This is a genomic window from Streptomyces sp. RG80, assembly GCF_040446465.1.
Lineage (GTDB): Bacteria > Actinomycetota > Actinomycetes > Streptomycetales > Streptomycetaceae > Streptomyces.
In genome coordinates, this window is sequence record NZ_JBEAAJ010000013.1 from 203,821 (window position 1) to 230,374 (window position 26,554).

Here is a 26,554-nt window from a genome sequence, read left to right on the forward strand (position 1 = left end):
CTGAAGGAGCGGCCCCCCGCTGGCGCCCCGCCGGGTCCACGCGTCGAGCCCTTCCGGATCGACGCCTGCGCGGTGACCAACGCGCGGTACGCCGAGTTCGTCGCCGACACCGGACGCGCCGTGCTCACGGTCGCTAGCGGCCCCCGTCGCACGCGTTGATGTAGTACAGCTCGACCTCCACCCGGTCCGCCGACCCCCCGGACCAGAACGGCCGTGTCCCCACGTTCCCCCCGCAGAACGCCTCCGGGCGACGGGACTTGAGCGTGGCGTTCACGTCCTCGGCCAGGTCGGTCGCCGGGCCGAGCTGGGCCTGGGGTGCGACGCCGAAGGTGATGACCATGCCGATGCGGCGGCCGTCGCCGCTCTCGCGGATCTCCCTGTCCAGGGCCGCGACGACCTTCTTGCGGTCGGCCGCGTCGAGGCCTCCCTTGCCGGCGGCGCGGCCGGTCGCTCCCGAGGAGAGGGAGACGGCGAAGGTGTGCCGTTTCGGGTCGAGTCCCAAGGGGCCCTTGGCCGTTCCGGAGGGGGACGGCGACCCGGCCGAGGGTGAGGCGGACGGACGCGGTGACTTTCCGGCGCCCGACGCCTCGTCCGTGCCGTCGGACGCCACCATGCCGAGCGCCACGAGGAACAGCACCAGGAACAGGTCCGCGAAGAGCCACCCCGCGAGATGGCGCGGGGCGACGCCGGTACCCGTCGGGCGGCGCCTCATCCCTGGCCGCCCTCGCCGTACCAGTCGTCTCCGGGGCGGCGCGGCGGCGGGGTCGCGCCACCGCCGTTGGACTGCGGGGTCTCGGCCGGGGGCGGCGGGCCGACGTGGCCGTTGCCGCGTCCGCCCGTGCCGTGGCCGTTGTACGAGCCGTTCGGCGAACCGTCGGAGTTGGACATCGGCAGCGGGGCGAAGCCGCCCGGCCGGTCGTTCTGGAGCAGGGCGAGGACCCGCTCCAGGGCGTCCATGTAGGAGTACATCCGCTCGCTGTTGTCGCTCAGCAACTGCATGGCCACGCCGACCTTGCGGGTGGTCTCCGAGACCTCGTCGGCGACCGTGGCGTGCACCCGGTTGGCCTCCTGGGAGTTGCCCGCCGCCTTGCGCAGTTCGCCGAGCAGCCGGGTGAGGGACTCCCGGGTCGCCGCCTCGTCGGCGCGCAGGTCGTCGCGCATCGCGGCGAAGTCCCGCAACAGCTCGTGCGGGACGGTCAGGGAGCGGCCCATCGCCCCCAACTCGCCCGCCGACTCTGTCCACTTGTCGATCGCGGTGACGAACCTGCCCTCCGGACCGGGCTCGAAGATCCTCGCCATCCGGTCGGCGCTGTCCGACATGGTGCGGGAGAGTTCGGCGGTGCTGCGGGTGATGTCCCGTGCGATGCCGACGAGTTGGCCCGCGGGCACGGCCTGCGCCTCCAGGACCGCGTACTTGGCGAGCTCCATGGTGAGGACGGCCAGTTGGCCTGCGACCTGCCCGCGTAACCGCTCGCGGGAACCATCGCGTTCGGCGGCCCATTGCAGGCGCTGGAGCCACAGGGTCGCGAGGACCACACCGCCGATGAGGACGACGACGAGCAGGACCGCGGTGCCGCCGAGGCCCGAGGCCCACAGGGTGAGGAAGTTGGTGCCCTTCTCGGCGTCCTCGAAGTCCCGGAACGCGAACCACAGGGACAGCCAGGTCAGCACGATCGGCAGGAAGACCGCCACGTCCCGGAGCGTGGACACCACGGCTATCAGGCCGCGGTCGCGCGGCGGTTCGTCCGGCACCAGCGTGTCGGGCGGATAGGCGTGCAGCAGGTTCACGCCGGACAGGGCGCGGCCGCCCGCCCGGGCGTCGTCGGCGATCCAGGTCAGCACGGAGCGGCCGGCGCTGTCCTCGGGGCACCCCTCGGCCAGCTCCGCCAGCCGGTCGGCGGCCGTGCGCAGGGCGAGCGAGGGCTCGGGGGCGGGCGGCGCATGCCCGGGCTCGGACGGCGGGGACAGCGGCTCCGGGGTGGGTGGCGCGGGCTGGTGCCGGGTGGGTTTCCTGCTGGCCAAAACCTCTCCTCAGTACCAGGGGTCGCGGCGGGACGTGTCACGGCCGTGTCCGTCGTCCGGCCGGGCGGGCAGATGTTCGCGGAAGTACTGCTGGACGACGGCGGCGTGGACGGTGTCCTGCGCCTTGCCCCGGCGGCAGCAGTCCGTGAGCGCCTGAAGGAGGTAGGGCGAGGGGGTGCGCCCGGCGGCGTCCAGGACCTCCAGCACCTCGCGCTGGCCGGGCGACTCCCCCACCGTGCACAGCAGGACGAGCCGGTACAAATGGACCGCCCGCCAGGGGCTCTGGGGTGCCATCCGGTCCACGGCGTCGGCGAGGAACCCGGTGCGGCGCAGTACGTCGAAGGGGTCGCGGCGTTCCCTGGCCAGGTCGCGGCGCCGGGTGCAGTTCTCCAGCAGGGTGCGGGCCTGGTCCGGCGCGACCCGGCTGATGCGGTCGACCTCGCTCAGCAGGGCGGCCATCGCGAAGCGCTCCACCATCACCTTCATCATGTCGGCCAGCGCGGTCCGGGAGACACCGATCTCCTGGGCCGTGCGCAGCAGGGGAAGCACGTCGAAGCTGGTCCGGCGGTGCGCGGCGCGCTCCATCCGCTCGTGCAGCACCCGCAGCGCCACCCGGTCCTCGGGCGGCCGCACGGCGAGCTCGCGCACCAGGTCGGGGGCGCCGCCGGCCGCCGAGTCGAGGCAGCGGTGCAGGGCCCAGGTGTGGATCTCCGGCCGAAGGTGGCGGTAGGGGTCCAGTGCGAGGATGTCCGGCCGCCACCGGGACACCAGGCGGGCCAGCTGCCCGTCGGTCATCCGGTCCAGTTCCAGCTGGACGCGCGGAAGCGAGGTGGGGCTGCGCAGATAGGCGTCCTCCTTCTGCGACAGGTCGCCGTCCGGGGCGGCCTCCAGCAGGCTCGTGACGTCACTCATCAGCCCGGGGGCCACCTGGTGCCCGGCGGCCCAGTCGCGGATCTGCGCGGAGGTGGCCATCGGCTGCGGGGGCGCCAGCCGGGACAGCGCGTCCCCACCCCGGCGGCGCTGGAAGGCGACCAGTCGCGCGGCCTGGTCGCGCAGCGGGCCGCCGGGTCCCGCGGCGGCCTCGGCGTCGATACGGCGCCGGCCCGGTTGCAGGGTGCCGGCGCTGTCACGTCGTACGAAGACGAACCGGGGCAGGTCCTTGGCCCCGTCGTTCTCCTCGCGGGTCGCGAAGCTCCAGCTGCCGGCGACGACCCGGCCCAGCAGCCCGGCCAGGGCGTGGACGACGACCTCGCCGTCGACGGGCGAGCCGAGCACGGTCAGGGGCGCTCCGGGCTCCTCCATCAGCGCCTCGGCGAGCCGCAGGAGGAGTTCGTCGGGGAGGTCGGCGGCCGCCGTGTCGAGGGCGTCCAGGAGCCGCTTCTCCTCCAGGAGCAGTCGGCGCAGCAGGTCCAGCGGGACGCGCTGCGGGTTCTCCGCGGCGGCCTCCCGCGGTCCGTCGCCGTCGAGGAGGGCGTCCTGGCGGACCTGTGGGGGCAGCCAGTCGTCCCAGTCGCTGCGGCAGGCGGCAAGCGCGAGGTGGAGGTCGATGCCGGTGGCGGGGCCGGTCAGGACGTGGGTGAGGGTGGAGCCGGCGCGGCCGTGCGGGTCGCGCACCGGGAGTTTGCGCAGCACGGCGGCCTCGGGGCCGTAGCGCAGGTAGACGAAGCCGGGGGCGGTGTCTCCGGGGTGCTCCTGGGTGGCCCACACCATGTTCTCGATACGGCTGTTCCAGCGCAGCAGCGCCTCGCGGTCGAGGGAGGTGGTGACGGGGCCGACGTCGCCGCGGCCGGTCAGGGAGCGCTCGGACCAGCGGTAGACGGTGATGTCGGCGCGCGGGCCGCCGGGTGCGGGCGGGCTCATGTGCCGTGGCCTCCCGCGCGCAGCAGCGCGTCCGCGGCCGGTCCGGTCATGACGCCCTTCATCGCGAACAGCGCCAACAGCGGCCGCAGCACCCGGTGTTGACGAAAGAGTGTCTCGTCGAAGCGACGGGCCGCCGCCGGGTCGGTCTGGGCGCGGGGGCCGGTTCCGGTGGCGGAGGCGAGGTGCAGGGTGGAGCCCTGGCACTCGCCTGCGAGCTGGAGCCAGTCGCCGCCGCCGCGGGCGGCGAGGAAGGCGTACACGTCCTCGCTCTCCCGCTCGACGGTGCTCAGATCGCTCTCGGCGTCCGGCTTCTCGTGCAGCCAGTCGTCGATCTCGCGGTAGCCGCGGAAGCGCAGCAGATCGCTCTTGGTCACGACCAGCGCGCACGGCACCGACAGCAGGGGGACGGCCGGGTCGGCCTGCTGGCGCAGCCGCTGGCGGACGTGCTCGAACGCCGGGTCGCGGCCGGTCGTACCGCTCTGTGTGGTCAGGCCGGGGATGCGGGTGGGGTCGACGACGCACAGCAGGGCGCTGAGCCGGTTGAGGAAGTCGGCCTCCCGGCCGGGGCGTTCGAGGCGGCCGCCGGCCACGTCGAAGAAGATCACGCTGTGCGATCGGCCGGAGTGTTCGTCGGTGACGACGAGACCGGTGGCGTAGCGCAGGTCGGGGCGATCGGCGGTGGCCCGGAGTTCCTCGCGGCGGTCGACGAAGGGCGCGACGACCTCGTTGAGGTAGTGGTGGTAGCGCTGCGGGTCCAACGCCTCGACGCGCAGCCCGTAGTGCCGCATGACGGTGGTCTTGCGCGCCTGGTCGATGATCGCGGCGAGCAGATGGGACTTCCCGGTGGAGGAGGCGCCGACCAGCCCGATGCGCACCGGTTCGGTGCCGAACATCGGGTAGCGGTCGGGGAGTTCGTGGCGGGGTACGTCGTCGTTGCCCGGGCAGACGACATAGGTGCGGGCGAGCTGGGCGTCCCGTTCGGCGGCCGAGTGGGTGGGCAGGTCCGCCTCGGGCACCATGTCGCCGGACGCGTCGGGGACCACCCGCTCGGCGGTGTCCCAGTCCAGCGCCCGCAGGCACATCGGGCACTCGACGGCGCCGAGTCCGTGCAGCGGGCGGTCCGGCAGGATCCGCAGCCGCCGCGCCGCCCTGAGCCACCACGCGGGCGGTCCGGTGACGGTGGCGGACCGTCTGGAGCGCAGGCTCCCGGCGCCGGCCCGCTGCCGGGCGCGCAGGGCCCGGAACTCCTCGCGGCCGCGGCTCTCGCGCTCCCGCTCCCGGTCCGCGATCGGCCGCTCCAGCAGGCCCTGCGGGACGGCGCCGTCGGCGAGGCGGCGGGCCAGCTCGCGGGCGGGCGGGGACACGTCGGAGCCCAGCGGGAACGCCGAGCGGATCAGGTCCTGGAGCCAGTCCTCGTGGCCCTGTGCGGCCAGGCTGTGCAGGTAGGCGTGCGAGGCGCCGCGCGGCAGGTTCTCGCCGGTGGCCATCCAGAACGCGACCAGGGCGGCGCTGAGCACGTCCTGGTCGGCGGCGGCGAGCATGCCGGGCCGAAAACCTGGGGCGTCCCAGCGGGTCACCGGCCGGTCGGGCAGCGGCTCGGTGGCGTACACCGCGCCCTCCAGACCGGCGAGTTGGAGTCCCTCGGCCTCGTCCCACCACAGGTGCTCGGGGCTGATCCGGCCGTGCACGAGCCGCGCCCGGTGCAGGGCCGCGACGGCCTCGAAGAGGTCCTGTACGACGGTGCGCAGCCGGGGGCCGTGCAGCCGGTCCGGGGAGGCGAGGTCGGCCAGGCGTTCGCCGCGGCAGTCCAGCAGCAGCCGGTGCGGGCGCTCGGGGTCGTCGCAGGAGTGGGCGAGGACGTGGGCGAGTTGCCGGGGGACGTGCGGGCCGTGGAAGTCGACGACGCTGCCGAAGAGTTCGAAGTGGCGGCGCATCTGCCGCTCGGCCTCGGGGCCCATCGCCTCCTGCACCATGACCGGGTGCCGGCCGGGCATCCGGCGGTAGCGCCGCACCTGGTAGGGAGGCAGCTCGAACGCGGCGCGCTCCCCCGTCTCCGCCTCGAGGTCGAAGACCGCCTCTTCCCCGTCTCCGGATCCGGGCCGTCGCCCCCGGAATTCCACCACCCCAGCGTCCCCTCCCCGTTGACCACGCTGAAGACCAACTATCACAGAACGCTGCCCTGTCGGACCCTGCTTCAGACAGAGCATCTGAACGAGTGCGGTTGCCGTCCGTAAACCTCTGACGGCTGATCAACTTCGGTTGCTCGAAGGCGAGTCGGAGATCGCGCGTGGCCGGTACAGTCGAGGCACGACGAGGGAGGGGGCGCCCGTGGCGGCACTGACGGCGGGGCAGTTGCACCGCGACGGGGTGCTGCGGGAGGTCGCCACGCTGTACGCGGACCCGGTCGAGGCCCAGCAGCTCCTGTACCGGCTCGGTGCCGACGTGGCGCGGCTGCCGCACTTCGGCGGCTCGCAGGCTCCGCTCAGCACCTGGTTCGAGGTCTGCCGCAGGATCGAGCACGGGGCGTTCCGGTTCACCCTGGAGGATCTGCTGGCGGAGGCGGCCCGGGACTATCCGGGCAACGCGGTCCTGCACTCGGCGACGGCCGGGCCCGGCGCCACCGCCGACGCCCCGCCGGCCGAACTGACCGTGCTGTGCCTGCTCGCGGGACCCAAGGAGGCCTCGCGGCTCCAGCTGCGGCACGAGTACCGCACCATCGAGGAGGCCTCGCGCCGTGGGCGACAGCGCACCCTCGACATCCGGCTGTCGGCCGCGACCCGTCGGCAGGACGTGATCCCGGCGCTCACCGAACACAAGCCGGACGTACTGCACTTCGGTGGGCACGGCGCCCCGAGCGGCCATCTGCTGCTGGAGGAGGACGACGGCTCGGTCGCCCCGGTCGGCGCCGAGGCCCTCGCCGCGGTCCTCGACGCCGTGGGCGGAGTGAGCGTGGTGGTCCTCAACGCCTGCCACCTGGGCCGCTATCTGGATGTGATCGGCGCGCACGCGCGGGAGGTCATCGGCTCCCCCGAGCGGCTCGCGGACGAGGACGCACTGGCCTTCTGCCGGAACTACTACGCGGCGCTCGCCCTCGGCGAGTCCTGGCAGGGCGCCTTCGACCGGGGCCGGGCGGGCGCCGGTCTGGGCCCGCGCGGCCTACCGGACCTGCGGCGCGAGGTGCGAGCCCGGGAGGGCGACACGGTATGACGGACCCGCCGCGCCGCACCGTGAGCGTGCACGTCCCGCAGGGCGTCAACGTGGCCGAGCGGCGCCGCCGCAGCCAGGAACGGGAGCGCGCGGAGACCGGGACACAGACCGCCGGCGGACCGAGCCAGGCGGCGTACGACTTCCTGCTCGGGCAGGCGGGCGGGCGTCGCGACTCCGGAGCCGGCACCGACTGGGACGACGCGCCCGGTGAGGAGGTCACCGTGGTCACCTCCCAACTGCTGCGCAAGCTCGGCTCGGCGGGCACGACCTGCCCCGTCTGCCACCACTCCTTCCGGCTCGGCGAGCAGATCTCCATCGAACGGGCGCAGAAGCGGTCGGAGACCGATCCCGGGGTCGTCCTCAAGCACCGCAGCCGGCTCCTCGACTGCCTCAACCCCGAGTCCGCCGCCCGGTCCTCCGCGACGGCCGCGCTGTTCCACGCGGGGCTCGACGAGGCGAACCCGCCGCCACCGGAACTGTGCACCGTACGGCTGCACCGCGACCACCCGTTGCTGCGGCTCCACCCCGGCCCGGGCGACGGGGCGCCCACCCGCCACCGGTGCTGGGTGTGCGGTCACACCTTCCGGCCGGACGAGGTGGTCATCCACTGCACCTGCTCGCCGCACGCCCCGACCTGCGCCAGCGCCGTCCACCGCGACCCGGACCACGGGCTGGTCTGCTACGACGACTGGAAGGCCCAGCATCCGGGGGTGCCCTGTCTGATGCTCAACTCCCTGCGGGACAGCCGGTGACGGGGAACGCGGGGCGGCCGGCTGCTCGACATGCGGTGCCCCGGGGGATCGCCGACGCCGAACCGCCGTCCACCGAGGGCCGGTTCGCCCGGCACGCGCTGATCCCCGGCTGGGACCAGAAGCGGCTCGCCGGGGCGACGGTCGTGCTGGCGGGGGCCGGGGCGCTGGGCAACACGGTGGCCCAGACGCTCGCCCTGGCCGGCCTGGGCCGCCTGGTGGTGTGCGACCCGGACACGGTCGCCGTCAGCAATCTCAGCCGCTGTCCGCTGTTCCGCCCGGCGGACGTGGGCCGGCCCAAGGCGCGGGTGCTCACCGAGGCACTGTCCGAACTGGCCCCCGGCACGGTCGTGGAGGCACGCGAGGCGCCCCATGTCTCGGGAGCCGGGCTGGCCGAACTGCGCGAGGCCGACCTGGTGGTGAGCGCGCTGGACAGCCGGGCGGCCCGGATCGCGCTGGCCGGGCGGTGCGCCCTCGCCGGGACGGGCATGCTCGACGGCGGCACGCACGCGTGGGGCGGCGAGGTCTCCTGGTGGCCGCCCGGGGGCCGCTGCTGGGCGTGCGGGCTCCGGGCGGCCGAGCGGGCGGTGCAGGACGACCCCTGGTCGTGCGCGGCGCCCGATCCGGCCGCCGCGGTGGGCGCGTCGGCCCCGGTGTCCGCGCTGGTCGGCACCTGGCTGGCGAACTTCGCCGTACGACTGGTGCTCGGGCTGTCCGTGCCGGACGCGCCGCTGCGGATCGACGCCGCCGGTCTCGCCGTACCGCTGTCCGGGACCGCGCCGCGCGACCGGCCGGACCCGGACTGCCCGCTGCACGAGCGGCTTCCCGAGGGGGTCTCGGTGCTGCCGCTGGACCACGGGGCGACGGTGGCCGAGCTGTTGGACCACGTGGACATGCACGAAGAGCCGCTCGCCTGGGCAGGATTCAGCAGGCCGGTGCGGCGACGGGCAGCGGTGCGCGCCGTCGCCACCCGGCTGCGGTCCGCGCCCGCCTCGGCGCGGCTGAGCGCACTGGGGGTGGCGCCGCGCGAAGTGCTGCCCGTGGCCCGACGGGACGGATCGGGGCTGCGGTACGTCGAGTTGGGCGGGAGAGCCGGGGAACAGGACGGCATGCGGGATCAGTCGGCCGAGAGCTCGCTCCCACCAGGCGCGCGGCCGGGTGAGCCGGCCCGGGAACACGCTGCGACAACGGAGGGTGTCCGGTGAGGGACGAGCTGTACAACGAGCTGGAGCGGGTGATCAACCCCCGTGAGGGCGAGATCATCCTGCGGACCATGGGCTTCCCGGAGGCCCGGCTGCCGTCGGTGGACGCCACCTCCCGGGTCTACTGGTCCGAGGCACGCCGGCTGATCGACGCGGGTGTGCTCGTGGACGGCGAGGCCCTGCTGGCCCGCGCGGTGCACAACGAGTACCCGGGCAACGCCCTGTTCCGGGCCTCCGTCGAGGCGCTGGAGCCGGTCACCGAACCGCCGTCCCCGCGCAGACCCGAACCGCACGCCACGCCCTCCGGCCCGGTGCCCCACGCGGAGCCGGGCTCGGAGACCTACCCCACCCTGGTCTTCGTGTGCAGCACGCACCACGCGGCGTTCATCGAGGAGGTGCGCGCCCTCGATCCCCGCGCCGAGATGTTCTTCGTGAGCCAGGGCGAGGACGCCCAGGTCGGACAGATCGCGATGTCGCTGACCACCGAACTGGCGCCCGGTCAGATCGACGCACTGCGAGGGCAGTTGGTCGGAGCGGGCGCCCCCGCGGATCTGGAGCTCCTCCAGGAGGTCTACGACCACCGGCCGTATCTGCTGGAGGCGCTCCGGGTCAACGGCCCCGACCAGCAGCCGTACGACCTGGCGGGCGTACCGTCGATCACCCCGGTGCGGGACATCGCCGCCGCCGTACTGGCCCACTACGAGGGCCGGATGGGACGCCGTCCGCGCACCGTCGTGGACCACCAGCAGCCGGACGGCAGCTTCCGCCGCCTCGACCCCGCGCAGTCCCTGCACGACGCCGGGGTCCGGGAGGGCGACACCCTCAACGTCTATCCCGAAGCGACCGCCGGGAACGCCCAGTTACGGATGCAGGCGATCATCCGGGTCCGCGAGGAGATGCACCGCTACGCCGACCAGCACACGGACTTCGAGATCGTCGACACCGACGACCCGGAGTTCCCCACCGACTACGAGATCCGCTTCAAGGGACCCGGACTGCGCCTGCCGGACCAGCAGAGCGCGAACGCGCTGCCGCGCCCCGAGCAGCAGGACAAGCACAACGCCCTGATCCTGCTGGGCCCGGACTTCCCACTCGTCGCGCCGGCCGTCTTCTGGCTGAGCCCGATCTTCCACCCGAACATCAAGGGGCCCGATCCGCAGTACCCCCAGGCCGAAGGAGCGGTGTGCCTGGGTGTACTGGCGCACTCCTGGCGGCCCGCCCTGGACTTCGGCCAACTGTGCCAGATGCTCGTGGACATGGCTGGGTATCGTAACTACGAGATCACGGACAGTTTCAACCCGATTGCGGCGTATTGGGCCATGACCGAGGAGGGTGCGGCCATGATCGAGGCCATCGGGGGCAAGCCGCCGGTGGCGGCCCCGCCTCCCGACGAGGGCGCCCTGCGCGTCGGCGCGCTGCGGATACGGCCTACGGACGGGGTGGCCGATGGCCCTTGACGTCGAGCTCTTCCAGGGCGAGGACCGGCAGCTGGTCCGCACCGAACCGCTGATCGCGCTGCTCAAGCCGGTCTTCGAGGCGGAGACGGCACCGTTCAGCGGCCGCCCCCGCTTCGTCCTGAGGCTGCGCAACGACCCCGGGCCCGACACCTACCAGGGGGACCAGACTCAACTCACCAATCTCCGGGCCGACTTCGGGTACATCCATGTCGCGATCCACATGGAGGGACGCGTGGTCTACCAGAAGCCCTACTCCGTGAACGGTCTCGTCGGCCCCGTACTCGCCCGGCTGGCCCGGCAGATCGCGCCCGAGGAGCGCCGGTGGGCGTTCCGTATCGCGGGGCTGCCCTCGCCCGAGGACATGCCCGAGGGCGAGGAGTCGGCCCAGCGGCTGCCCCCCGTGGTGGTCGGTACGGACGACATCGACACCTCGCGCTCCACCCGGCTGGCGTTCGGCATCCGTCCGGCGGCCGAACCCCAGATCCCGCTGCTCGATCTGGCGGAGCACGGGGTGGAACTCACCGACACCGAGGCGCCGGTGACCGTGCTGCTCGGCGCCGGGGTGCGGCGTCGGCTGATGGAGATGGAGCTGTCGACCGAGATCGAGGAGGGCGGGTTCCTGGTCGGGCGGGCCTTCCGGCGGGCGGACACCCCGGAGCTGCACGCGGTGATCGTCGACGAGGTGCTGCCGGCCGAGCACTCCGGGGCCTCGCTGACGCACTTCACGTTCACCGGGGACTCGTTCGGCGCGATGAACCGGACCCTCGGCGACCGTCAGCTGGTCGGCTGGTACCACACGCACCTGTTCCAGACCGAACGCACCATCGGCCTCTCCCGCACCGACATCGACCTGCACCGGGACACCTTCCGGCGCCCCTGGCAGGTGGCCGCGCTCATCAACCTCACCTCGCGACGGCGGATCCTGACCTGCTACGCCTCCTCCGACGACTGGATGGCCCCCTGTCCGATCCGGAACCTCGATGACGACGCTGACAAGCACCGTAGTGCGCATCCTTCACTGGGCCATCACTGAACCGGCGCCCGGCGGCACCCACCCGCCGCCCCCGACCACCTCGGCACCGCCGTCCGCGACCTCGGACGATCCGGTCGTCCTGCTGGAGCGGCTGGCCCGGGTCACGGCGGCCCGGCTGCACCTGTCCGACCCGCCCCTCGGCGACCGCGGGCCGACGGGCCTGGAGCCGCTGATGGTCGCCGCCGCGCTGGCCCTGCGGGACGACCCGGCGACCGCCCGCCAGGCGGTGTTCGAGGTGAGCGGATCGGGCACCCTGCGTGATCTGATGTGCCGTCACGGTCTGGTCGGGCGTGCGCTGTCGGCGACGCCGGTCGACGCCGAGCTGCGGGCGGACCTGCTGCGTGCCTCCCCCGTCACCGCGCTCTTCGACCATCCCCCATCGGACGCCCGGGAGCGGTGCGGGCAGCTCCTCGACCGTTTCCTCGACCACCCCGAGGGCCGGCGCACGGCGGTCGCCGCCCTCGCCGCACCACCGGGCTCGCCCGAGACCGCCCGCCACCGCGCGGCGCTGCTGCGCCAGTTCCGCTTCACCCCGGGGGAGAGAACAGTCGTGTACGAGGTGTACGAGACGGCGCTGCTGCACCACGGCGCGCACTACCGCCGACTCACCAACGGCATAAGGGAGTTGGCGAGCGACAACCCGGCCCGGCTGCTCGCGGACGACGAGCGCGGACAGTGGGCGCGAGCCATGCTCGACTGGTGGGAACCCCTGGCCGTCGTCGCCCGGCGCCACCCCGGGGAGCTGCGCCGCCGCAGGATGCTCGAGGGGTACCGCGCGGGCGTCACACTGCACCACCTCTACGGCCGGGCGAGGGAGTTCGACGGACTGCGCGAGGTGCTGGACCGATGACCCGACCCCTGCGCCTGGCCACGGCGGACCACGGCGACCGGATGGACCTGCTCGGCGCCCCGGGCGACCGCCCGCTGCGGCAGGTGCTGGCCGGCTGCGCGGTGTGGCTCCTCGATCCGCTCGACGCGGAGCTGCTGGAGCGGCCCTGGTCGGAGTTCGGCCCCGACATCCGGTTGCGGGCCGAACTCCCGCCCGGTACCCCGCTGTTCGCGCCGCCGGGAGTGAGGTCGCTCGTCAAGGAGGAGTCGCCGCCACCGGCCACCGGCGTGGAGTCCAGCGCCCTCCCGGAGACGGCCACCGGAACTGCCACCGAAACGGCTATCGGGTCGGCCACCGGAGTCGAGGCCTCCGCCGCCCCCGGACCGGCCGCCCACCCGGAGAAGATCACCGACGCCGAGGCCGTCCGCCTCGCCTACTACCCGCAGATCGAGGCCATCGCCTCCCTGCTGCGCAGCGGACTGCCCGTCCTCGTCATCAGCGAGAAGCTCGTGGTCACCCACCTGTGGGAGGAGATGGTCACCCTCGCCGGATGCCGGGGCATCCGCCTCGACGACGACTCGGCCGAGGACGGAGGCGGAGGCGGCGGGAGCGGCGGCGGGGGCAGCGGAGGCGGCGGTGACGGAGGCGGAGGGCGTGGCCGTGGTGGCCGCCCGTCCGACGATCCGGTCGCGGACCTGTCCGCCGCGTCGATGAACACCCGCCAGCGGCGACTGGCCCGACTCCGCGCCCAGCTGGAGGAGTTGAAGGAGGGCGACGTCATCGTCCTCACCCACCTGGACCTGCTGGCCGGCAGCGCCGACCTCGGCCGGCACGCCGAGGCCCGCGAGCTGGTCGAGCTGCTGTACGCCTTCCCCGACCAGCTGGTCCTGGCCTTCGCGGACCCGACCCTGCCGCTGCCGGACGTACTGGCCGAGCGCTTCAGCGCCCGGGTGCCGATCAGCGGTCTGCCGCCGAAGATCAGCACCCCGGAGCACGAGGAGACCCTGCTGGGCGTCGCCCTGGTCACCCGGGAGGAGGCCGAGACCTTCACGGGGTTCCAGCCGCGCGAGTTCTACAAGCACGTCGCCGGCATGAACCCCGTACGACTGCGGCAGGCCATGCGGTACGCCCACGAGAGGCACCGTGAGCGCGAGGACCGGGCCACGCTCCAGGACCTGCGGGAGACGCTGCTGACGTTCAAGGCACAGCAGTCCTCCCACTTCGAGGTGCCCAATGTGACGCTGGACGACATCGGCGGCTACGAGGAGGTCAAGGACGAGATCCGGCGCACGCTCGCCATCATCAGCGGCGCGCAGAGCCTCCCCGACGACATGGAGGAGGTGCGCTCCGAACTCGTCCCGCGCGGCATCATCTTCTACGGCCCGCCCGGCACCGGTAAGACCCTGTTCGCCAAGGCCATCGCCAACGGCATGAACGCCACCATCCAGGTGGTGTCCGGGCCCGAGGTCACCGACATGTACGTCGGCGAGAGCGAGCGCAAGGTGCGGGAGATCTTCGCCTCCGCGCGGCGCAGCGCGCCCTCCGTCATCGTCTTCGACGAGATCGACGCGATCACGATGGAGCGCAGCAGCCGCCCGGACGGCGGCACCCGGGCCGGCAACAGCGTGGTCGCGCAGATCCTCACCGAGATGGACGGCTTCCGGCCCGAGGTGCCGATGCTGGTGATCGGCACGACCAACCGCATCGACATCATCGACAAGGCGCTGCTACGGCCCAGCCGGTTCCGCTCGATCGCCATCGCGCTGCCCGATGTGACGGCCCGTCGGGCGATCCTGCGCCACCACGCCGGCCGCTATCACATCTCCCTGGACGACGAGGTGCTGGAGCTGATCGCGGAGGCCACCGCGGGCCGCAACGGCGACGAACTGCGCTCCCTGATGCGGGACGCGTTCGTCGGCCGCCACATGCACGGCATGGAACCGGACGCGCGCCGCCTGGGCTGGCTGGTGGGCCAGCTCCAGCAAGGGCGCCTGGAAATGATCTCGGAGCGCCGATGACCACCGTGACGCTGCCGGAGCAGTTGTCCAGCGCCACTTCCACCCCCACACCCCCGGAGCGCCCATGACGACCGCGCCCGCCGCCACGTGGAGCGAGGAGGACCTTTCGGCCGTACGGCGGCTGAAGGCGCTCGGCCGGAGCGTGGAGCAGCACTTCGTGGGGCGGCGGCTCGCCCTGGATCTGCTCGAGGTCGCGGTGATCGCGCATGAGCACGTGCTGCTGCTCGGGCCGCCGGGCACCGGCAAGACGGACCTGGTCAGCCGGTTCGCGGCGGGTCTGGGCGGCCGCCCGTTCGTCCGGCTGCTGACCCGGTTCACCGAACCGGCGGAGCTGTTCGGGCCGTTGGACGTGCCGGCGTTCCAGAGCGGCGCCCAGTACCGGTTCCGCACCGAGGGCATGCTGCCCACGGCACAGGTCGCCTTCCTCGACGAGATCTTCCAGAGCGGCAGCCCGATCCTCAACACCCTGCTGACGGTGATGAACGAGCGGGTCTTCCACAACGGCCACGCCGTCGAGTCCGTCCCGCTCATCACCCTCGTCGGCGCCGCCAACAGCCTGCCCCAGGACCCGTCGCTGCTGGCCTTCGCCGACCGCTTCCTGCTGCGCCTGACGATCCCGCCCGTGGCCGCCGACCGTTTGGACGAGCTGCTGGCGAAGGGGTCCGCGCCCGCCCGGGGCACCCCCGGCGACGGCGAGGCACACAGCTGGGTCGAGCCGGCCGCGCTGGGCCGACTGGGCCGTCAACTGGCGCACGCCGATCTCGACGCGGTCACCCCGGAGTACGCCGAACTCGTCCGCGAACTCCTCGGCCAGGGCGTGACGTTGTCGGACCGCCGGATCATCCGCGGCCGGCGCCTGGTGGCGGCCGCCGCCCTGCGCGCCGAGCGGGTCCGGGCCGAACCCGCCGACCTGTGGCCGCTGGAGCACTTCTGGTCCGACCCGGCCCATGCCACGGTGGTCCGGGAGGCGGTACGGCGCCGCACCGGCCGACCGGACGAGGACCCCGACGAGCCCGCCCGCGCCGCCCGCCGTCTGGTCTCCGAGGCGCGGATCCTCAGGCGTCAGGTCGACGCCGCCGCGCCGCCCGCCGCGGTCGAACGCGTGCTGCGGCAACTCAACTCCCTGAGACTGGAGTTGAGGCGGGCGATTCCGGGCAATCAGGAGGGCGAGAGGGAGGTCGCGCGTATCATCGACGAGACTCTGAAGTTGCTGGACCAGGGCTGACGCACACCGAAGGGCGCGCTGCTGGCACGCCTCGCTGTGGAATGAGGGGGACGCCGGCTAGATGTGCAATCCGCGCAGGGTCCGTGTCGAGGCCACCCGGGATGTCGTCGAGGCGTGGGAGCTGGCGCTGGAACGCCGCGCCAGCGCGAGCGACTCCGTGGTCAGCGAGTTGGAGGTGCGCCATCCCTTCGGCGGCACGCTGGGCCGGGCCACCCGCCTGGTCTTCGAGCACACGCTCACCACGGCCGAGGGCTGGCACCAGGAACAGGGCGGTCATGTACTGACCCTGCCGGACGGTCGGGTCCGCTACGACCCCGGCACCGGTGAACTCGTCGTCACCGCCCGCCTGGAGGACTCCGTGACCGTCGAGGGTCACGCCTCCGAGACCCTGCGGGGCGCGGTGCGGGAACAGGCGACCGGCAGCGCCGAAGGGCGGTACTACGCCGACGGGTTCGCCGGGCGGACCCGCGAGGTCGCCGAGCGCGAGGCCCAGGTGGCGGCCGAGGCCGACGCGGTGCGCCGGGCGCAGGAGTTGGCCGGTCGGCTGCGGATGCAGGCGGACCAGGAGTCCGCGACGGCCGCCGCCGCGGCGGAGTCACGGCTCCAGCGCGCCGCCGACGACGACGCGCGGGCCCGGCTGGCCGAGGAGCGCGACCGGGTGCGCGCCGACCTGGACACCCGTAACCGCGAACGCATCACCGCGCTCGGCCGGGACGGACTGCGCGCGGTCAACGGCGTCCTGGCCACGGCCTATCAGCGAGCGCTGCTCGACTTCGCCCGGCAGCACGGCGCGACCGGGGTCCGGCACGAGGAGTCCGAGGACGACATCGAGATCGAGTTCGAGCTCGATCTCGGGATGGAGAACTGACCGATGCGGGTGCGGGTGCGGTTCCGGTTCAACACGGACACCGGAGAGGTCGAGCTGTTCCAGGTGGACGACATCGGCGCCGGCTCCGGTCCCGAGCACGAAGCCGAACACGACCGGATCAGCGCCGAACTGGGGCAGGTCCTTGCGCGCAGACCCGAGGTCGAGGAGGTCTCCCCGCTGGAGGAGCCGCCGCTGTGGCGGCACGACCCGCGACCGGCGGCCGGGCTCCGGTCCACGGACGAGGACGTCGAGGGTCCCGAGCCGGGTGAGCAGGAGCGCTCGTGAGCCGGCGCACCCGGCTGCTGCTCAAGGCCGCGCGCTGCTACTCCGAGGCCCAGGCCCACACCGAGGCCGCCCGCTGCTACGACCTCCTCGGCTGGCAGTGGTCGGCGGCCGACGCCTACCAGCGGGCGGGCGACCTGGAGCTCGCGGCCCGCACCTACCGTCAGGCCGGGCACCCGGAGCAGGCCGCCCGCTGCTACCGCCTGCTCGGCCGGCCCGAACTGGCCGCCCGCTGCTGGCAGGAGCGGGGCCGCCGACTGGAAGCCGCCTGGGAGCTCCTGCTCGCCGGCGACATCGCCAGGGCCAGACAGTTACTGGCCGCCGCCGGTGCCGTCGGCAAGGGCCCGCAGCAGTTGCGCCTCGAACTCGCCCGCGCCCTCACCGACCGCCTCGGCGGCGGCCCCGCCGGCCCCCTGCTCGACCTCTTCCCGCGCATCGAGGCCCGCCTGCCGACCCTGGCCGCCCGCTCGGAACGCCGGCTGATGCTGGACTGGGGCGTCGAGGCCGCGGACCGCGTCGAACGCTTCGACTGGGGCGCCCGTCTGTTCCGCGCGGCCTACGACGGCCAGGGCGGCGACGACGTACTGAACACCTGGCGCCACTGGGCCACCGACCGCCTCGGCTCGACGTCCTGGCTCCCCTCGGCCACCGCCGCAGACCCCGACACGTCCCCGGCGATGCCCGCGGCCACACACCCCCTCGCTCCCACGGCCCGACCATCATCGAGACCGCCCGCCGGTCCGGCCCCGGGCCGGGCGGAGGGTCGCTGACGGATGGACCGTCCCGAGAGTCCGTTGCGCCGGCTCCTCAACCGCATCAGCCCGGAGAGCGACGCCGCCGCCGAGAACGGCACCCCGCCGAGCCCGCTCGTCGCCCGCCCGGCGCCCCGCGGCGTACCCGCGCCGACGCCGCCGGCGCACCCGCCGAGTGGCCACCACGACCACGGCATCCGCTTCAGCGTGCGCCCGGCCAGCCCTCCGGACGCGGAGGTTCCGGAACCACCGCCGGTGCCGTACTCGCCGCACCCGGTGGTCGACTGGCGGCTCGCCGGGCGCTTCCCGGCCGGGCATCGAGCCCTCGGCGCGATCGAGGCGCTTCAGGGCGCGGGGGCCGTGGAGTGGAGCTGTCACGCGGAGCCCGGCGGTGGGGCGGTCTGGCTGCTCAGCACCATCGGTCCGGCCCTCGGCACCGAGCTGCTGACCCTGCACGGGGCCACCTCCCGGCCCGTGCTCGAGCACGGAGCGCTCGCGGGCGGCGCGGGCCGGCTGGACGACGTACTGGCCTGGCCCCGGCTCGACGTGGTGGACCTGGTCTCCCGGCTGCCGCTCGCCCCGCCCGGCACCACGGCCCACCGCACCCTCCAGGTGCTCACCGCACCGGAGTTGCTCCCCTCGGTCGTCCGCCAGGCGCTCGCGTTCGGCGTGGAGGTGTCCACGCTCGCCGTACGCGTGCGCTCCCTGGACGGGACGGACCCGGCTGAACGGGAGACGGTCCTGGTGGCGTTGGAGGATGCCGAGCCGGTCCCGCCGGCCCTGACGGTGGCTCTGTCGGCACTCCCCCGCACCGCGGTGTGCCGTCCGGTCGCGGCCTGCGAGCGGCTGCTGCTGGACGTACGACTGCACTCTCCCGTGTCCGACGCCCTGCTGTACTCCCCCGTGCCCGAAGGGGAGTTGTGGCTCGTCGGCGACCGCGCGGAGTGGCCCCCGCTGCGGCTGGTGCCGCTCGGCCCGCCCGCGCCGGTACCGGCGGAACTGGTGGGTGTCCCCGCCGAACCGCCGCCCGCCGCTCACCGACTGCCGGACAGCGCGCGGGAACCGTCGGTGCCGGTGCGGGTCGTGGCGGACGCGGACGCGGAGAGGGCCGTGGACGCGGTGCTGCTGCACGACGACGAACTCCCGCTGCTACGGCGCTATCTGCCGGGCCGTCCGCTGGGCGAGACCGGGTTCCTGCTGCCGGGGCCGGGTTGCCATCTGCTCCTGGAACCCGCGGGGCTGGCCCGGGACCTGCCCTTCGGGGTACCGCTGCGCCGGCTCGGCCCCGGTGCCCTGTTCCTGGAGTCCGGGCACGCCCTGACACCGCCGCTGCCGCCGTCGGCCCGCGCCCGCCTCTTCGCCCTGGACGGTGAGTCGGCGGTGGTCTGCCGACAGGGCGGTCGGCACCGCTTCCCGCTCGCCCCGATGGTGCCCCTGTGGACCCTGTGGGCCCCACCGGACCCGGTCGAGGTCTCCACCGGCCTGTCCAAGGCGGGCCGTGAACTCCTGGACGCCCTGGAGGTGTTGGCGGGCACGAGCCCGACGCCCCACCCCGCCGGACCGACCACCCCGCACGACCCCGGCGAGGCCCTGGAACGCGCGACCCGCCTCCGCACCCTGGGCGACCACGAGGGCGCGGCCGAGGCCTACCGGTCCGCGGGCGATCTGCTGGAGGCGGCGCGACTGTACGAGGCGGCGGCCCTGGACGTGGCGGAGGACCGGTGACGGCGCCCGCATCACAGGGCGCCCCGCGCGACACCGCGACCGCGATCACGTCGGCGACCGAACCTCCCGGCACCCCCGCGCCACCCGCCCCCCGACGTCTCCTTTCCCTCGCCGGCGACGGCCCCTGCACCGGGCTCTCCCGCGACGGCACCGCCTTCCTCCAGCTCGCGGAGCAGGCCCTGACCTGCCGTGACGACACCGGCCGGGTCCTGTGGTCGGCGCCCGGCGAGGGACTGCCCGAGGCGGTGGCGTGGGGGCCGGACGGCGGCGAGGTGTTCGTGCTCCGGGGCGGGCGAGTGGCTGTGTACGACGGGGACGGCGGGGCCCCCGCCGACGACGGGTTCGCGGTGCCCACCGGCGCCCACACGCTCGCCGTGTCGCCCGACGGGCTGTGGGTGGCCTGCGCCGGCGGCGGGGTGCTGGTCCACCACCGGGGCACCCTCGCCTCGGCCGCGCTGCCGACCGTGGACCCGGTGGTCGCGCTGGCCTGGGACCCGCAGGGCCGTCAGTTGTGCCTGGCCACCGCCACCGCCGTGCAGTTGTGGAGCGTCTCGCCGGTCCGGATGGACTTCGCGCCCAGTACCGGCCGCACCGCTGTCACCGCCCTCGCCTGGTCCCCCGACCGGGACGCGCTCGCCTTCGCGGACGCGACCGGCGTCCACCTGGTCGACCGGGCCACGGGCCGCCCGCTCGCGGATGCCGCGACGGACGGGGCGGTGGTCGGTCTGGGGTTCAGCCGCACGGGACGGTTCCTGGTGGCGGCCACGGATCAGGGGGCATTGCACATCCTCGACCGCGCCCTGGAACCCGTGGCTCTGCTGCCCGTGCGGGCTGCGTCACCCCGCGACCTGAGCGTGTCGCCCACCGGGCGGGTGCTGGTGGGACCGGAGCTGTGGGAGCTGCCGGACGCGGCCCCCTACCCCTCGGAGCGCCGGGTCGGGATACAACTGCGTGGCTGGGCCGCGGCGATGTGCCGGTCCGTCGGCCGCACGCTGCCGTCGCTGCGCGACCGCGCACCCCGGATCACCGGCCCGACGCTGCTGCACGATGGCGGGGACCGGCTGTGGGCCCCGGCCGTCGCCTGGTCGGCGCGGGACGGCCGCTGCCTGCTGGAGACGGAGCCGGGCACCCTCGCCGCCCTTGCCCCCGGCCGGCCCGGCACGGCCTGGACGGCCACGGCGGCCACCGGACCGGGCGGCGCCCACGACCTCGAACTCTCCGCCGGAGCACCCGAGTTACTCGTCTGCGCCTCCCGCGACGGACAGACGGGCCTCACCGTCCTCGCCCCGAACGGCACGGAGACCCCCGCCGTACTCCATGGCGGCCAGGCACCCGCGTGGTGCCCCGCTCCGAGTGAGGGCACGGCGACGCTCGCGGTCCCCGAGCCCGGACCCGCACCGACCCATCTGTACGTGCACACCCTGGACGCCCGGGGCGCCCCGGCACGGCCGCTCCGGAGTCTGCACCTCCCCCAGGGCACCGGCCGCCCCGGCTGGTCCCCCGACGGAACGCTGCTCGCGGCCGGCACCGCGGGCGCGGTGGTGCTGTGGCACATGCCGCGCCTGGAACGGGCCCGTCGACTCCCCCTGCCCTCCGGCGCGTTCGGGGCACGGGTCGCCTGGTCGCCGGACGGCAGCCGGCTGGCCGTGTCCCCGCCCGCCGGGCAGGGGCCGTTGGTGGTGTGGTCGACGCTCACCTGGCGGGTGCAGCGGGAGTTCGGCACGCCCGGCGGCCGCGGCTGGGCACCGGCGCTTGCCTGGTCGCCGGACGGCTCCCTGCTCGCCGCACCGGGCCCCGGTGAGGCGACCACGGTGGTCGAGGTGTGGGACGTGGGCCGGGGCACGGTGGCGATGGCCCTGGAGCCCGACGGTCCCCCGCCGGGGCCGTTGTGGTCCGTGCGCTGGTCCCCCGACGGACGCCGGCTGGCGACGACGTACAGCGGCGGCCGTACCGTCCTGTGGGAGGTGCTGACCTCCGAGGAGACCACGGAGCCCGGCCCGCCGCTGCCCGAATCACCCGAGTATCTGGCCGAGTTGGGGACCATGGCCGCCGCGGTCGAGGCGGCCGTGCCGCTGGACGCCCTCGTGGACGTCTCGGCGCTGCTGCGACCGGCGACGCCTCCGGGCCGGCGGCTCGTGCACCAGAGCCCGGCCGCCCGCGCGCTGCGGGACCTCGACTGGCCGCGCGCCGCGCACCCGGCGCTGAGCGCGGTGGTGGCCTCGCGCCTGCCCCCGGACCCCCGCTACGCCCCGCCGCCGGGCGTCCCGCTCCAGGAGCTGCGGACGACGCTGGAGTGGGGGCTGCGCGGCAGCGGCGAGCAGCCGGAGCGGCCCTCGGTGACGGCGGCCGGGCTGGCCGCGGCCCTGGACCGGGTGCACCACGAACTCCTGCCGCTGCTCGCCCTGTTGGGCCCCGACGCGGTGTGCCAGGACCCGGCACTGCCGCTGCGGCTCGCGAACGGGCCGTGGGCCTCGGCCGCGGAGGCCGCGGCCCGGCTCCCGGGTCTGCCGTCCCGGCTGCCCGTCCCGCTCGGCGACGACGTCCCCGGCCCGACCACCGCAGGAGCCCCGGCCCAGTGGGCCCGGCACGGCCCGCCGGACCGTCTCGTCCCGAGCCATATGGCGCTCCCGGCACCGCTGTTGAACGCCCTGTGGGCACAGGACGCCCTGCTGTACCGGACACGGCGGGGCCGGCTGCCGTGGACCGAGCGGGACGCCGTCCTCGTCCTCGACACGGGGGCCCCGGCACAGGGCCAGGTGGGCAGCTGTCTGCGGCTGTGCGCACACCTGCTGGCGGCGGCGCTGCTGGCTGCCGAGCGGGCGGTGGCCCTGGTACGTCTCGACGGGCTGGCCGCGCCCGCCCGGCTGACGTCGGTGGGGGATCTGCGGCACCTGTGGACGCCGGTCCCGCCCGAGCCCGCGGCACCGGGGCGGGCGGCGGCCCTGGCCCGGGAGGCGGCGCGCGACCTGGCCGCGGTGGACACGGGCGAGCCCCGCACCCTGCTCCTGACCCATGCCCACGAGCCGCCGCTGCCCGTGCCGGGCGCGCTGGCCCTGCGGGTCCACTATCCGCGGCACCCGGTGCCGCCCGACGGGCCGGACGCGTGGGTGCTGGCGCCGGAACCGGACGGGGAGGAGCTGTGGCGGGTGCTCACGCAGATCCTGGGGCGGCTCTAGGTACGGGCATCCGGCTTCGGAGCCGGGCGATGCCCCGGGTCACCCGCAGAGCATCTGCTCCACCTCGTCCGGTCCCATCTTCTCCAGCAGCGCTTCCAGCATGTCGGGCCGGAAGGCGTCGCCCAGCACCTCGACGCCCTGCTCGTCCCAGGTGATCCGTAGCCGTACGAGCCGTCCGTCGGGATGGTCGTCGTACTCGGACGCGTCGATCAGGTCCGGCAGATCCTCCACGAAGCGGTACTCGGTGCTCATCCTCGGCTCCCCTCCAGTCGGTCCGCGTTCCACACACCGGCGATCCGCTCCCCGCATCCCGGGCAGCCGCCGTCCCGCACCCGGCTCTCCGCCTCGCCCCACACCCCGCGCGTGATCACCTCTGCGCCGCATCCCGGGCACCGGGTGGCGCGCCCTTCCGCGCCGAGCGCCCGCTCGACGTACACGTACCGCAGTCCCGCCTCCCGCCCGATCCGCACCGCTCGCCCCAACCGCTCGGGTGAGGTGGGGAGTTGGCGGCTCATCCGGTAGGTGGGGGTGAAGCGCAGCAGATGCCAGGGGATGTCGGGGCCGAGTCCGGCGACGAACTCGGCGATCCGTGCGAGCTGTTCGTCCTCGGCACTGGCCCCGGGGATGAGCGGGGTGCTGACCTCGACCCACACCCCCGCGGCCGTGAGCGACCGCAGGGTCTCCAGGACCGGGGCGAGCGGCGCTCCCGTGAGCCTGCGGTGCTCCTCCTCGCCGGCCGCCTTGAGGTCGATGTTCACGGCGGAGAGGACGGGTGCGACGCGGTCCACGGCTTCGGGGGTGAGGAAGCCGTTGCTCTTCCAGACCACCGGGACGGCCAACTCACGTGCGTGTGCACCGAGTTCGATTGTCAGCTCGGCGGCGAGGGAGGGTTCGGAGTACGACAGGGCGATGCCGGCGCCCCGCTCGGCCGCGGAGCGCACCAGGGCCTCGGGGTCGGTGTCGCGGGGGGCGACGCGGCTGTCCGGGTCCCTGCCGTACTGCGAGACACGGTGGTTGACGCAGTAGTCGCAGCGGAACGAGCAGCCCGGTGGGGCCAGCGTCAGCAGTGGCAGGCCGGGCCGGAAGTGGTAGAAGGGCTTGCGCTCGACCGACGACCAGTGCTCGACGGTGGTGCCCCGGGTCGCGGTGAGGACCCGATCGCCTTCCCTCCGGCGCACTTTGCAGGCGCCGGTGTCACCGTCGCGCAGCCGGCAGCGGAACGGGCAGAGGGTGCACTGGAGGCCGCCGTCGACGGGGCGGTAGAAGTCGGCCGGTACCCAGGTGACGACGCCCCCGTCCACCCCATCACCCCGTTCGCGCGCATCGCACGGTCACCCGGATTTCCACGGTACTCCGTTCCCGGGTGCGACAGGGCGCGGACATAATGCTCGGATGACTTTCGCCTCCCCCCACAACGGCGCGTCGGACGTACGGCACAGTCCCGTCGTCATCATCGGCGCCGGGCCCGCCGGACTCACCGTCGGGAACATCCTGCGGGCCGCCTCCGTCGACTGCGTCGTCCTGGAGATCGAGACCCGCGAGTTCATCGAACAGCGGCCACGCGCCGGGGTGTTGGAGGAGTGGGCCGTCCGCGGCCTGGAGGAGCGCGGCCTCGCGGGGAACCTGCTGGAGCGGGCGCAGCGGCACACCGAGTGCGAGTTCCGGTTCGGCGGGCAGCGCTACCGGTTCGAGTACGGCGAGTTGACGGGCCATCACCACTGGATCTACCCACAGCAGTTGCTGGTGACCGACCTGGTGCGCGAGTACGCTGACGTGCGCGGCGGCGACATACGGTTCGGCGTGCGCGACGTCGAGCTGCACGATCTGGACACGGACCGACCGTCGGTGTCGTACACGGACCCGGAGACGGGTGAACGCGTGCTGATCCGCTGCGAGTTCGTGGCGGGCTGCGACGGCGGCCGCGGTGTCACCCGCAGCGTGCTGACGCCGGACCGGGCGCACATCTCGCGCTACGACTACGGGATCGGCTGGCTGGCCCTGCTCGCCGAGGCGCCGCCCTCCAACGACTGCGTGGTCTTCGGCATCCACCCGAACGGTTTCGCCGGGCACATGGCCCGCAGCCCCGAGGTGACCCGCTACTACCTGGAGTGCCCGCCGGGCGACGACCCGGAGAACTGGTCGCACGAGCGGGTGTGGGCGGAGCTGCGGGAACGGCTGGGCGCGGCGGGCGCACCGCCGCTCGCCGAGGGCCGGCTGATCGAGAAGCGCGTCCTCGACATGCACAGCTATGTCGTCGAGCCGATGGTCTTCGGCCGTCTCTTCCTCGCGGGCGACGCCGCCCATCTGACGGCGCCCATCGCGGCGAAGGGCATGAACCTCGCCCTGCACGACGCGTTCCTGCTCGCCGACGCGTTCCTCGCCCATCTCGGCAAGGGCGACTCGTCCGGCCTGAGCGGCTACTCGGCCGCGTGTCTGGGCCGGGTCTGGGACTACCAGGAGTTCTCCCAGTGGCTCTCCGGCATCTACCACGGCGCGTCGTCCGGCGACCCCTACCGCGCGGGCACCACCCTGGCCCGGCTGCGCCGTCTCTTCGGCTCCCCGGCCGCGGCGTCGACCTTCGCCGAGCAGTATCTGGGCAAGGGCGCGAACTACTGACGGCCTCAGTCGTACACGGGCTCAGTCGTGCACGGGCCGGTCGCTGAGCCGGTGGTCGGCCACGTTGAGCGCCTCGTCCACCAGGCGGCGCAGATGGCCGTCCCGCAGCGCGTAGACGACCCGCCGCCCCTCCTTCCGTGTGGTGACCAGTCCCGCCAGCCGCAGCCTCGCCAGATGCTGGCTGACCGCTGGCCGGGCCGCCCCGCACGACTCCGTGAGGGTCGTGACGTCGGCCTCCCCGGCTGTGAGGGCGTGCAGGAGGGTCAGCCGGGTGCGGTCGCCGAGCAGGGCCAGGAGTTCGGCGGCGAGGGCGAGCTGTTCCTCGCCCGGGGTGCGCGGGTGCGCATCCTGCGCAGGTGATAGGTGCATGCGTGCGCTCATACGCACATAATGGCCTCGTGGACTCCCCACGTCCACCACCGCCCACCGGAAGGGGCCCGACGTGAGCGACCGGCACCACCACGAGCACCACGAGCACCACAGCCATGAGGGGCACCACGGCCATGAGGGCCACGAGGGCCATCACGAGCACGGTCGGCGTGCGGGCCTGCGCCACCGCCTCGGCCACCTCCTGACGCCCCACTCCCACGAGAGCGCCGACAAGCTCGACTCCGCCCTGGAGTCCTCGGCCCGCGGGATGCGCGCCCTGTGGGTCTCGCTCGCGGTGCTCGGCGTGACGGCGCTCGCACAGGCGGTCGTGGTGGCGGTCTCCGGGTCGGTGGCGTTGCTCGGGGACACCGTGCACAACACCGCGGACGCGCTGACCGCCGTACCGCTGGGCATCGCGTTCGTGCTCGGCCGGCGTGCGGCGACGCGGCGCTTCACCTACGGGTACGGGCGGGCCGAGGATCTCGCGGGCATCGCGATCGTGCTGACGATCGCCGCGTCGGCGGCCTTCGCCGGATGGACCGCGATCGAGCGGCTCCTCGACCCGCGGCCCGTCCAGTACGTCCCGGCGGTCGCGGTCGCCGCGCTCGTCGGCTTCGCGGGCAACGAGTGGGTGGCGCGGTACCGGATCCGGGTCGGCCGGGACATCGGCTCGGCCGCGCTGGTCGCCGACGGACTGCACGCCCGTACCGACGGATTCACGTCACTGGCCGTGCTGATCGGCGCCGGTGGTTCCGCCCTGGGCTGGCAACTCGCGGACCCCGTCGTCGGGTTGGCGATCACAGCGGCCATCGTTCTCGTGCTGCGGGACGCGGCTCGCGAGGTGTTCCGGCGGGTGATGGACGCCGTGGACCCCGCTCTCGTCGACCGCGCCGAGCACGCCCTGCGGGAGGTCGAAGGGGTGCGCGGGGTGGGCGAGTTGCGGCTGCGCTGGATCGGGCACCGGCTGCGCGCCGAGGTCGCGGTGGTCGTGGACGGCGACGCGACGGTACGCCAGGCCCACGCCATCTCCGTGGACGCGGAACACGCCCTGCTGCACGCCGTACCGCGGCTCACCGCCGCCCTGGTGCACACCGACCCCGCGCCGCTGCCCGGCGAGGACGACCCGCACCTCACCCTCGCCCATCACACGGCGGCCTGAGTCCG

The 26,554-nt window shown here is 74.2% G+C and carries 22 protein-coding genes; 15 read left to right on the top strand and 7 right to left on the bottom strand.

The genetic code is table 11. The features are described 5' to 3' along the window. Nucleotides 1–133: 133 nt before the first annotated feature. The 4 genes from ABKA17_RS38910 to ABKA17_RS38925 are packed head-to-tail and all read right to left on the bottom strand — an operon-like array spanning nucleotide 134 to nucleotide 6,002. The gene (locus ABKA17_RS38910) at nucleotides 134–712 is read right to left on the bottom strand and encodes a hypothetical protein (RefSeq protein ID WP_353697104.1); all 579 of its coding nucleotides are present in this window, start codon (nucleotides 710–712) and stop codon (nucleotides 134–136) included. Beyond that, a complete protein-coding gene (locus ABKA17_RS38915; RefSeq protein WP_353697105.1) occupies nucleotides 709–2,022 on the bottom strand; it encodes a hypothetical protein in 1,314 nt (437 codons plus the stop codon). Before ABKA17_RS38915 ends, ABKA17_RS38910 begins: the two co-directional genes overlap by 4 nt. 9 nt (nucleotides 2,023–2,031) lie before the next feature. After that, nucleotides 2,032–3,882, bottom strand: a complete 1,851-nt coding sequence (locus ABKA17_RS38920; protein ID WP_353697106.1) for a hypothetical protein — start codon at nucleotides 3,880–3,882, stop codon at nucleotides 2,032–2,034. After that, nucleotides 3,879–6,002 (bottom strand): serine/threonine-protein kinase, encoded by a 2,124-nt coding sequence (locus ABKA17_RS38925; protein ID WP_353697107.1) that lies wholly within the window; start codon nucleotides 6,000–6,002, stop codon nucleotides 3,879–3,881. Before ABKA17_RS38925 ends, ABKA17_RS38920 begins: the two co-directional genes overlap by 4 nt. A gap of 208 nt (nucleotides 6,003–6,210) precedes the next feature. Here ABKA17_RS38925 and ABKA17_RS38930 point away from each other — a divergent pair, with 208 nt between their 5' ends. The 13 genes from ABKA17_RS38930 (at nucleotide 6,211) to ABKA17_RS38990 (ending at nucleotide 22,405) form a co-directional block, all read left to right on the top strand. After that, nucleotides 6,211–7,089 carry an effector-associated domain EAD1-containing protein gene (locus ABKA17_RS38930; RefSeq protein WP_353697108.1) on the top strand — a complete coding sequence of 293 codons (879 nt, stop codon included), beginning with the start codon at nucleotides 6,211–6,213 and terminating at the stop codon, nucleotides 7,087–7,089. After that, a complete protein-coding gene (locus ABKA17_RS38935; protein ID WP_353697109.1) occupies nucleotides 7,086–7,841 on the top strand; it encodes a hypothetical protein in 756 nt (251 codons plus the stop codon). Before ABKA17_RS38930 ends, ABKA17_RS38935 begins: the two co-directional genes overlap by 4 nt. Nucleotides 7,842–7,876: 35 nt before the next feature. Beyond that, nucleotides 7,877–9,043: a HesA/MoeB/ThiF family protein gene (locus ABKA17_RS38940; RefSeq protein ID WP_353697110.1), complete on the top strand. Its 1,167-nt coding sequence runs from the start codon at nucleotides 7,877–7,879 to the stop codon at nucleotides 9,041–9,043. Then, complete coding sequence (locus ABKA17_RS38945) at nucleotides 9,040–10,497, top strand: ubiquitin-conjugating enzyme E2 (RefSeq protein ID WP_353697111.1); 1,458 nt, start codon at nucleotides 9,040–9,042, stop codon at nucleotides 10,495–10,497. Before ABKA17_RS38940 ends, ABKA17_RS38945 begins: the two co-directional genes overlap by 4 nt. Then, nucleotides 10,487–11,530, top strand: a complete 1,044-nt coding sequence (locus ABKA17_RS38950) for a JAB N-terminal domain-containing protein (RefSeq protein WP_353697112.1) — start codon at nucleotides 10,487–10,489, stop codon at nucleotides 11,528–11,530. The genes ABKA17_RS38945 and ABKA17_RS38950 overlap by 11 nt, the downstream gene beginning before the upstream one ends. Continuing rightward, nucleotides 11,502–12,380 carry a hypothetical protein gene (locus tag ABKA17_RS38955; RefSeq protein WP_353697113.1) on the top strand — a complete coding sequence of 293 codons (879 nt, stop codon included), beginning with the start codon at nucleotides 11,502–11,504 and terminating at the stop codon, nucleotides 12,378–12,380. Before ABKA17_RS38950 ends, ABKA17_RS38955 begins: the two co-directional genes overlap by 29 nt. Beyond that, a complete protein-coding gene (locus ABKA17_RS38960; protein WP_353697114.1) occupies nucleotides 12,377–14,377 on the top strand; it encodes an ATP-binding protein in 2,001 nt (666 codons plus the stop codon). Before ABKA17_RS38955 ends, ABKA17_RS38960 begins: the two co-directional genes overlap by 4 nt. A 64-nt stretch (nucleotides 14,378–14,441) precedes the next feature. After that, the gene (locus ABKA17_RS38965; RefSeq protein ID WP_353697115.1) at nucleotides 14,442–15,602 is read left to right on the top strand and encodes an AAA family ATPase; all 1,161 of its coding nucleotides are present in this window, start codon (nucleotides 14,442–14,444) and stop codon (nucleotides 15,600–15,602) included. 61 nt (nucleotides 15,603–15,663) lie between these two features. Beyond that, nucleotides 15,664–16,470, top strand: a complete 807-nt coding sequence (locus ABKA17_RS38970; protein ID WP_353697116.1) for a hypothetical protein — start codon at nucleotides 15,664–15,666, stop codon at nucleotides 16,468–16,470. Nucleotides 16,471–16,473: 3 nt separating this feature from the next. Further along, nucleotides 16,474–16,755 (top strand): hypothetical protein, encoded by a 282-nt coding sequence (locus ABKA17_RS38975; RefSeq protein ID WP_353697117.1) that lies wholly within the window; start codon nucleotides 16,474–16,476, stop codon nucleotides 16,753–16,755. Continuing rightward, complete coding sequence (locus tag ABKA17_RS38980) at nucleotides 16,752–17,522, top strand: soluble NSF attachment family protein (RefSeq protein WP_353697118.1); 771 nt, start codon at nucleotides 16,752–16,754, stop codon at nucleotides 17,520–17,522. The genes ABKA17_RS38975 and ABKA17_RS38980 overlap by 4 nt, the downstream gene beginning before the upstream one ends. Nucleotides 17,523–17,525: 3 nt before the next feature. Next, nucleotides 17,526–19,229 (top strand): DUF8588 domain-containing protein, encoded by a 1,704-nt coding sequence (locus ABKA17_RS38985; RefSeq protein ID WP_353697119.1) that lies wholly within the window; start codon nucleotides 17,526–17,528, stop codon nucleotides 19,227–19,229. Next, nucleotides 19,226–22,405, top strand: a complete 3,180-nt coding sequence (locus ABKA17_RS38990) for a hypothetical protein (protein WP_353697120.1) — start codon at nucleotides 19,226–19,228, stop codon at nucleotides 22,403–22,405. Before ABKA17_RS38985 ends, ABKA17_RS38990 begins: the two co-directional genes overlap by 4 nt. Before the next feature lie 39 nt (nucleotides 22,406–22,444). Here ABKA17_RS38990 and ABKA17_RS38995 read toward each other — a convergent pair whose 3' ends face one another. Both ABKA17_RS38995 and amrS read right to left on the bottom strand, forming a co-directional pair. Continuing rightward, nucleotides 22,445–22,657, bottom strand: a complete 213-nt coding sequence (locus ABKA17_RS38995; protein WP_353697121.1) for a radical SAM-modified peptide, FtsH ternary system-associated — start codon at nucleotides 22,655–22,657, stop codon at nucleotides 22,445–22,447. Next, a complete protein-coding gene (gene amrS / locus ABKA17_RS39000; RefSeq protein WP_353697122.1) occupies nucleotides 22,654–23,706 on the bottom strand; it encodes an AmmeMemoRadiSam system radical SAM enzyme in 1,053 nt (350 codons plus the stop codon). The genes ABKA17_RS38995 and amrS overlap by 4 nt, the downstream gene beginning before the upstream one ends. Before the next feature lie 91 nt (nucleotides 23,707–23,797). Here amrS and ABKA17_RS39005 point away from each other — a divergent pair, with 91 nt between their 5' ends. Continuing rightward, nucleotides 23,798–25,021, top strand: a complete 1,224-nt coding sequence (locus ABKA17_RS39005) for a 4-hydroxybenzoate 3-monooxygenase (protein WP_353697123.1) — start codon at nucleotides 23,798–23,800, stop codon at nucleotides 25,019–25,021. A 21-nt stretch (nucleotides 25,022–25,042) separates the two neighbouring features. Here ABKA17_RS39005 and ABKA17_RS39010 read toward each other — a convergent pair whose 3' ends face one another. Next, nucleotides 25,043–25,402, bottom strand: coding sequence for an ArsR/SmtB family transcription factor (locus tag ABKA17_RS39010; protein WP_353697124.1), 360 nt, complete (start codon nucleotides 25,400–25,402; stop codon nucleotides 25,043–25,045). 61 nt (nucleotides 25,403–25,463) lie between these two features. Between ABKA17_RS39010 and ABKA17_RS39015 the strand changes: the two genes are divergently transcribed. Next, complete coding sequence (locus ABKA17_RS39015; RefSeq protein ID WP_353697125.1) at nucleotides 25,464–26,549, top strand: cation diffusion facilitator family transporter; 1,086 nt, start codon at nucleotides 25,464–25,466, stop codon at nucleotides 26,547–26,549. The last annotated feature ends 5 nt before the right edge of the window (nucleotides 26,550–26,554 follow it).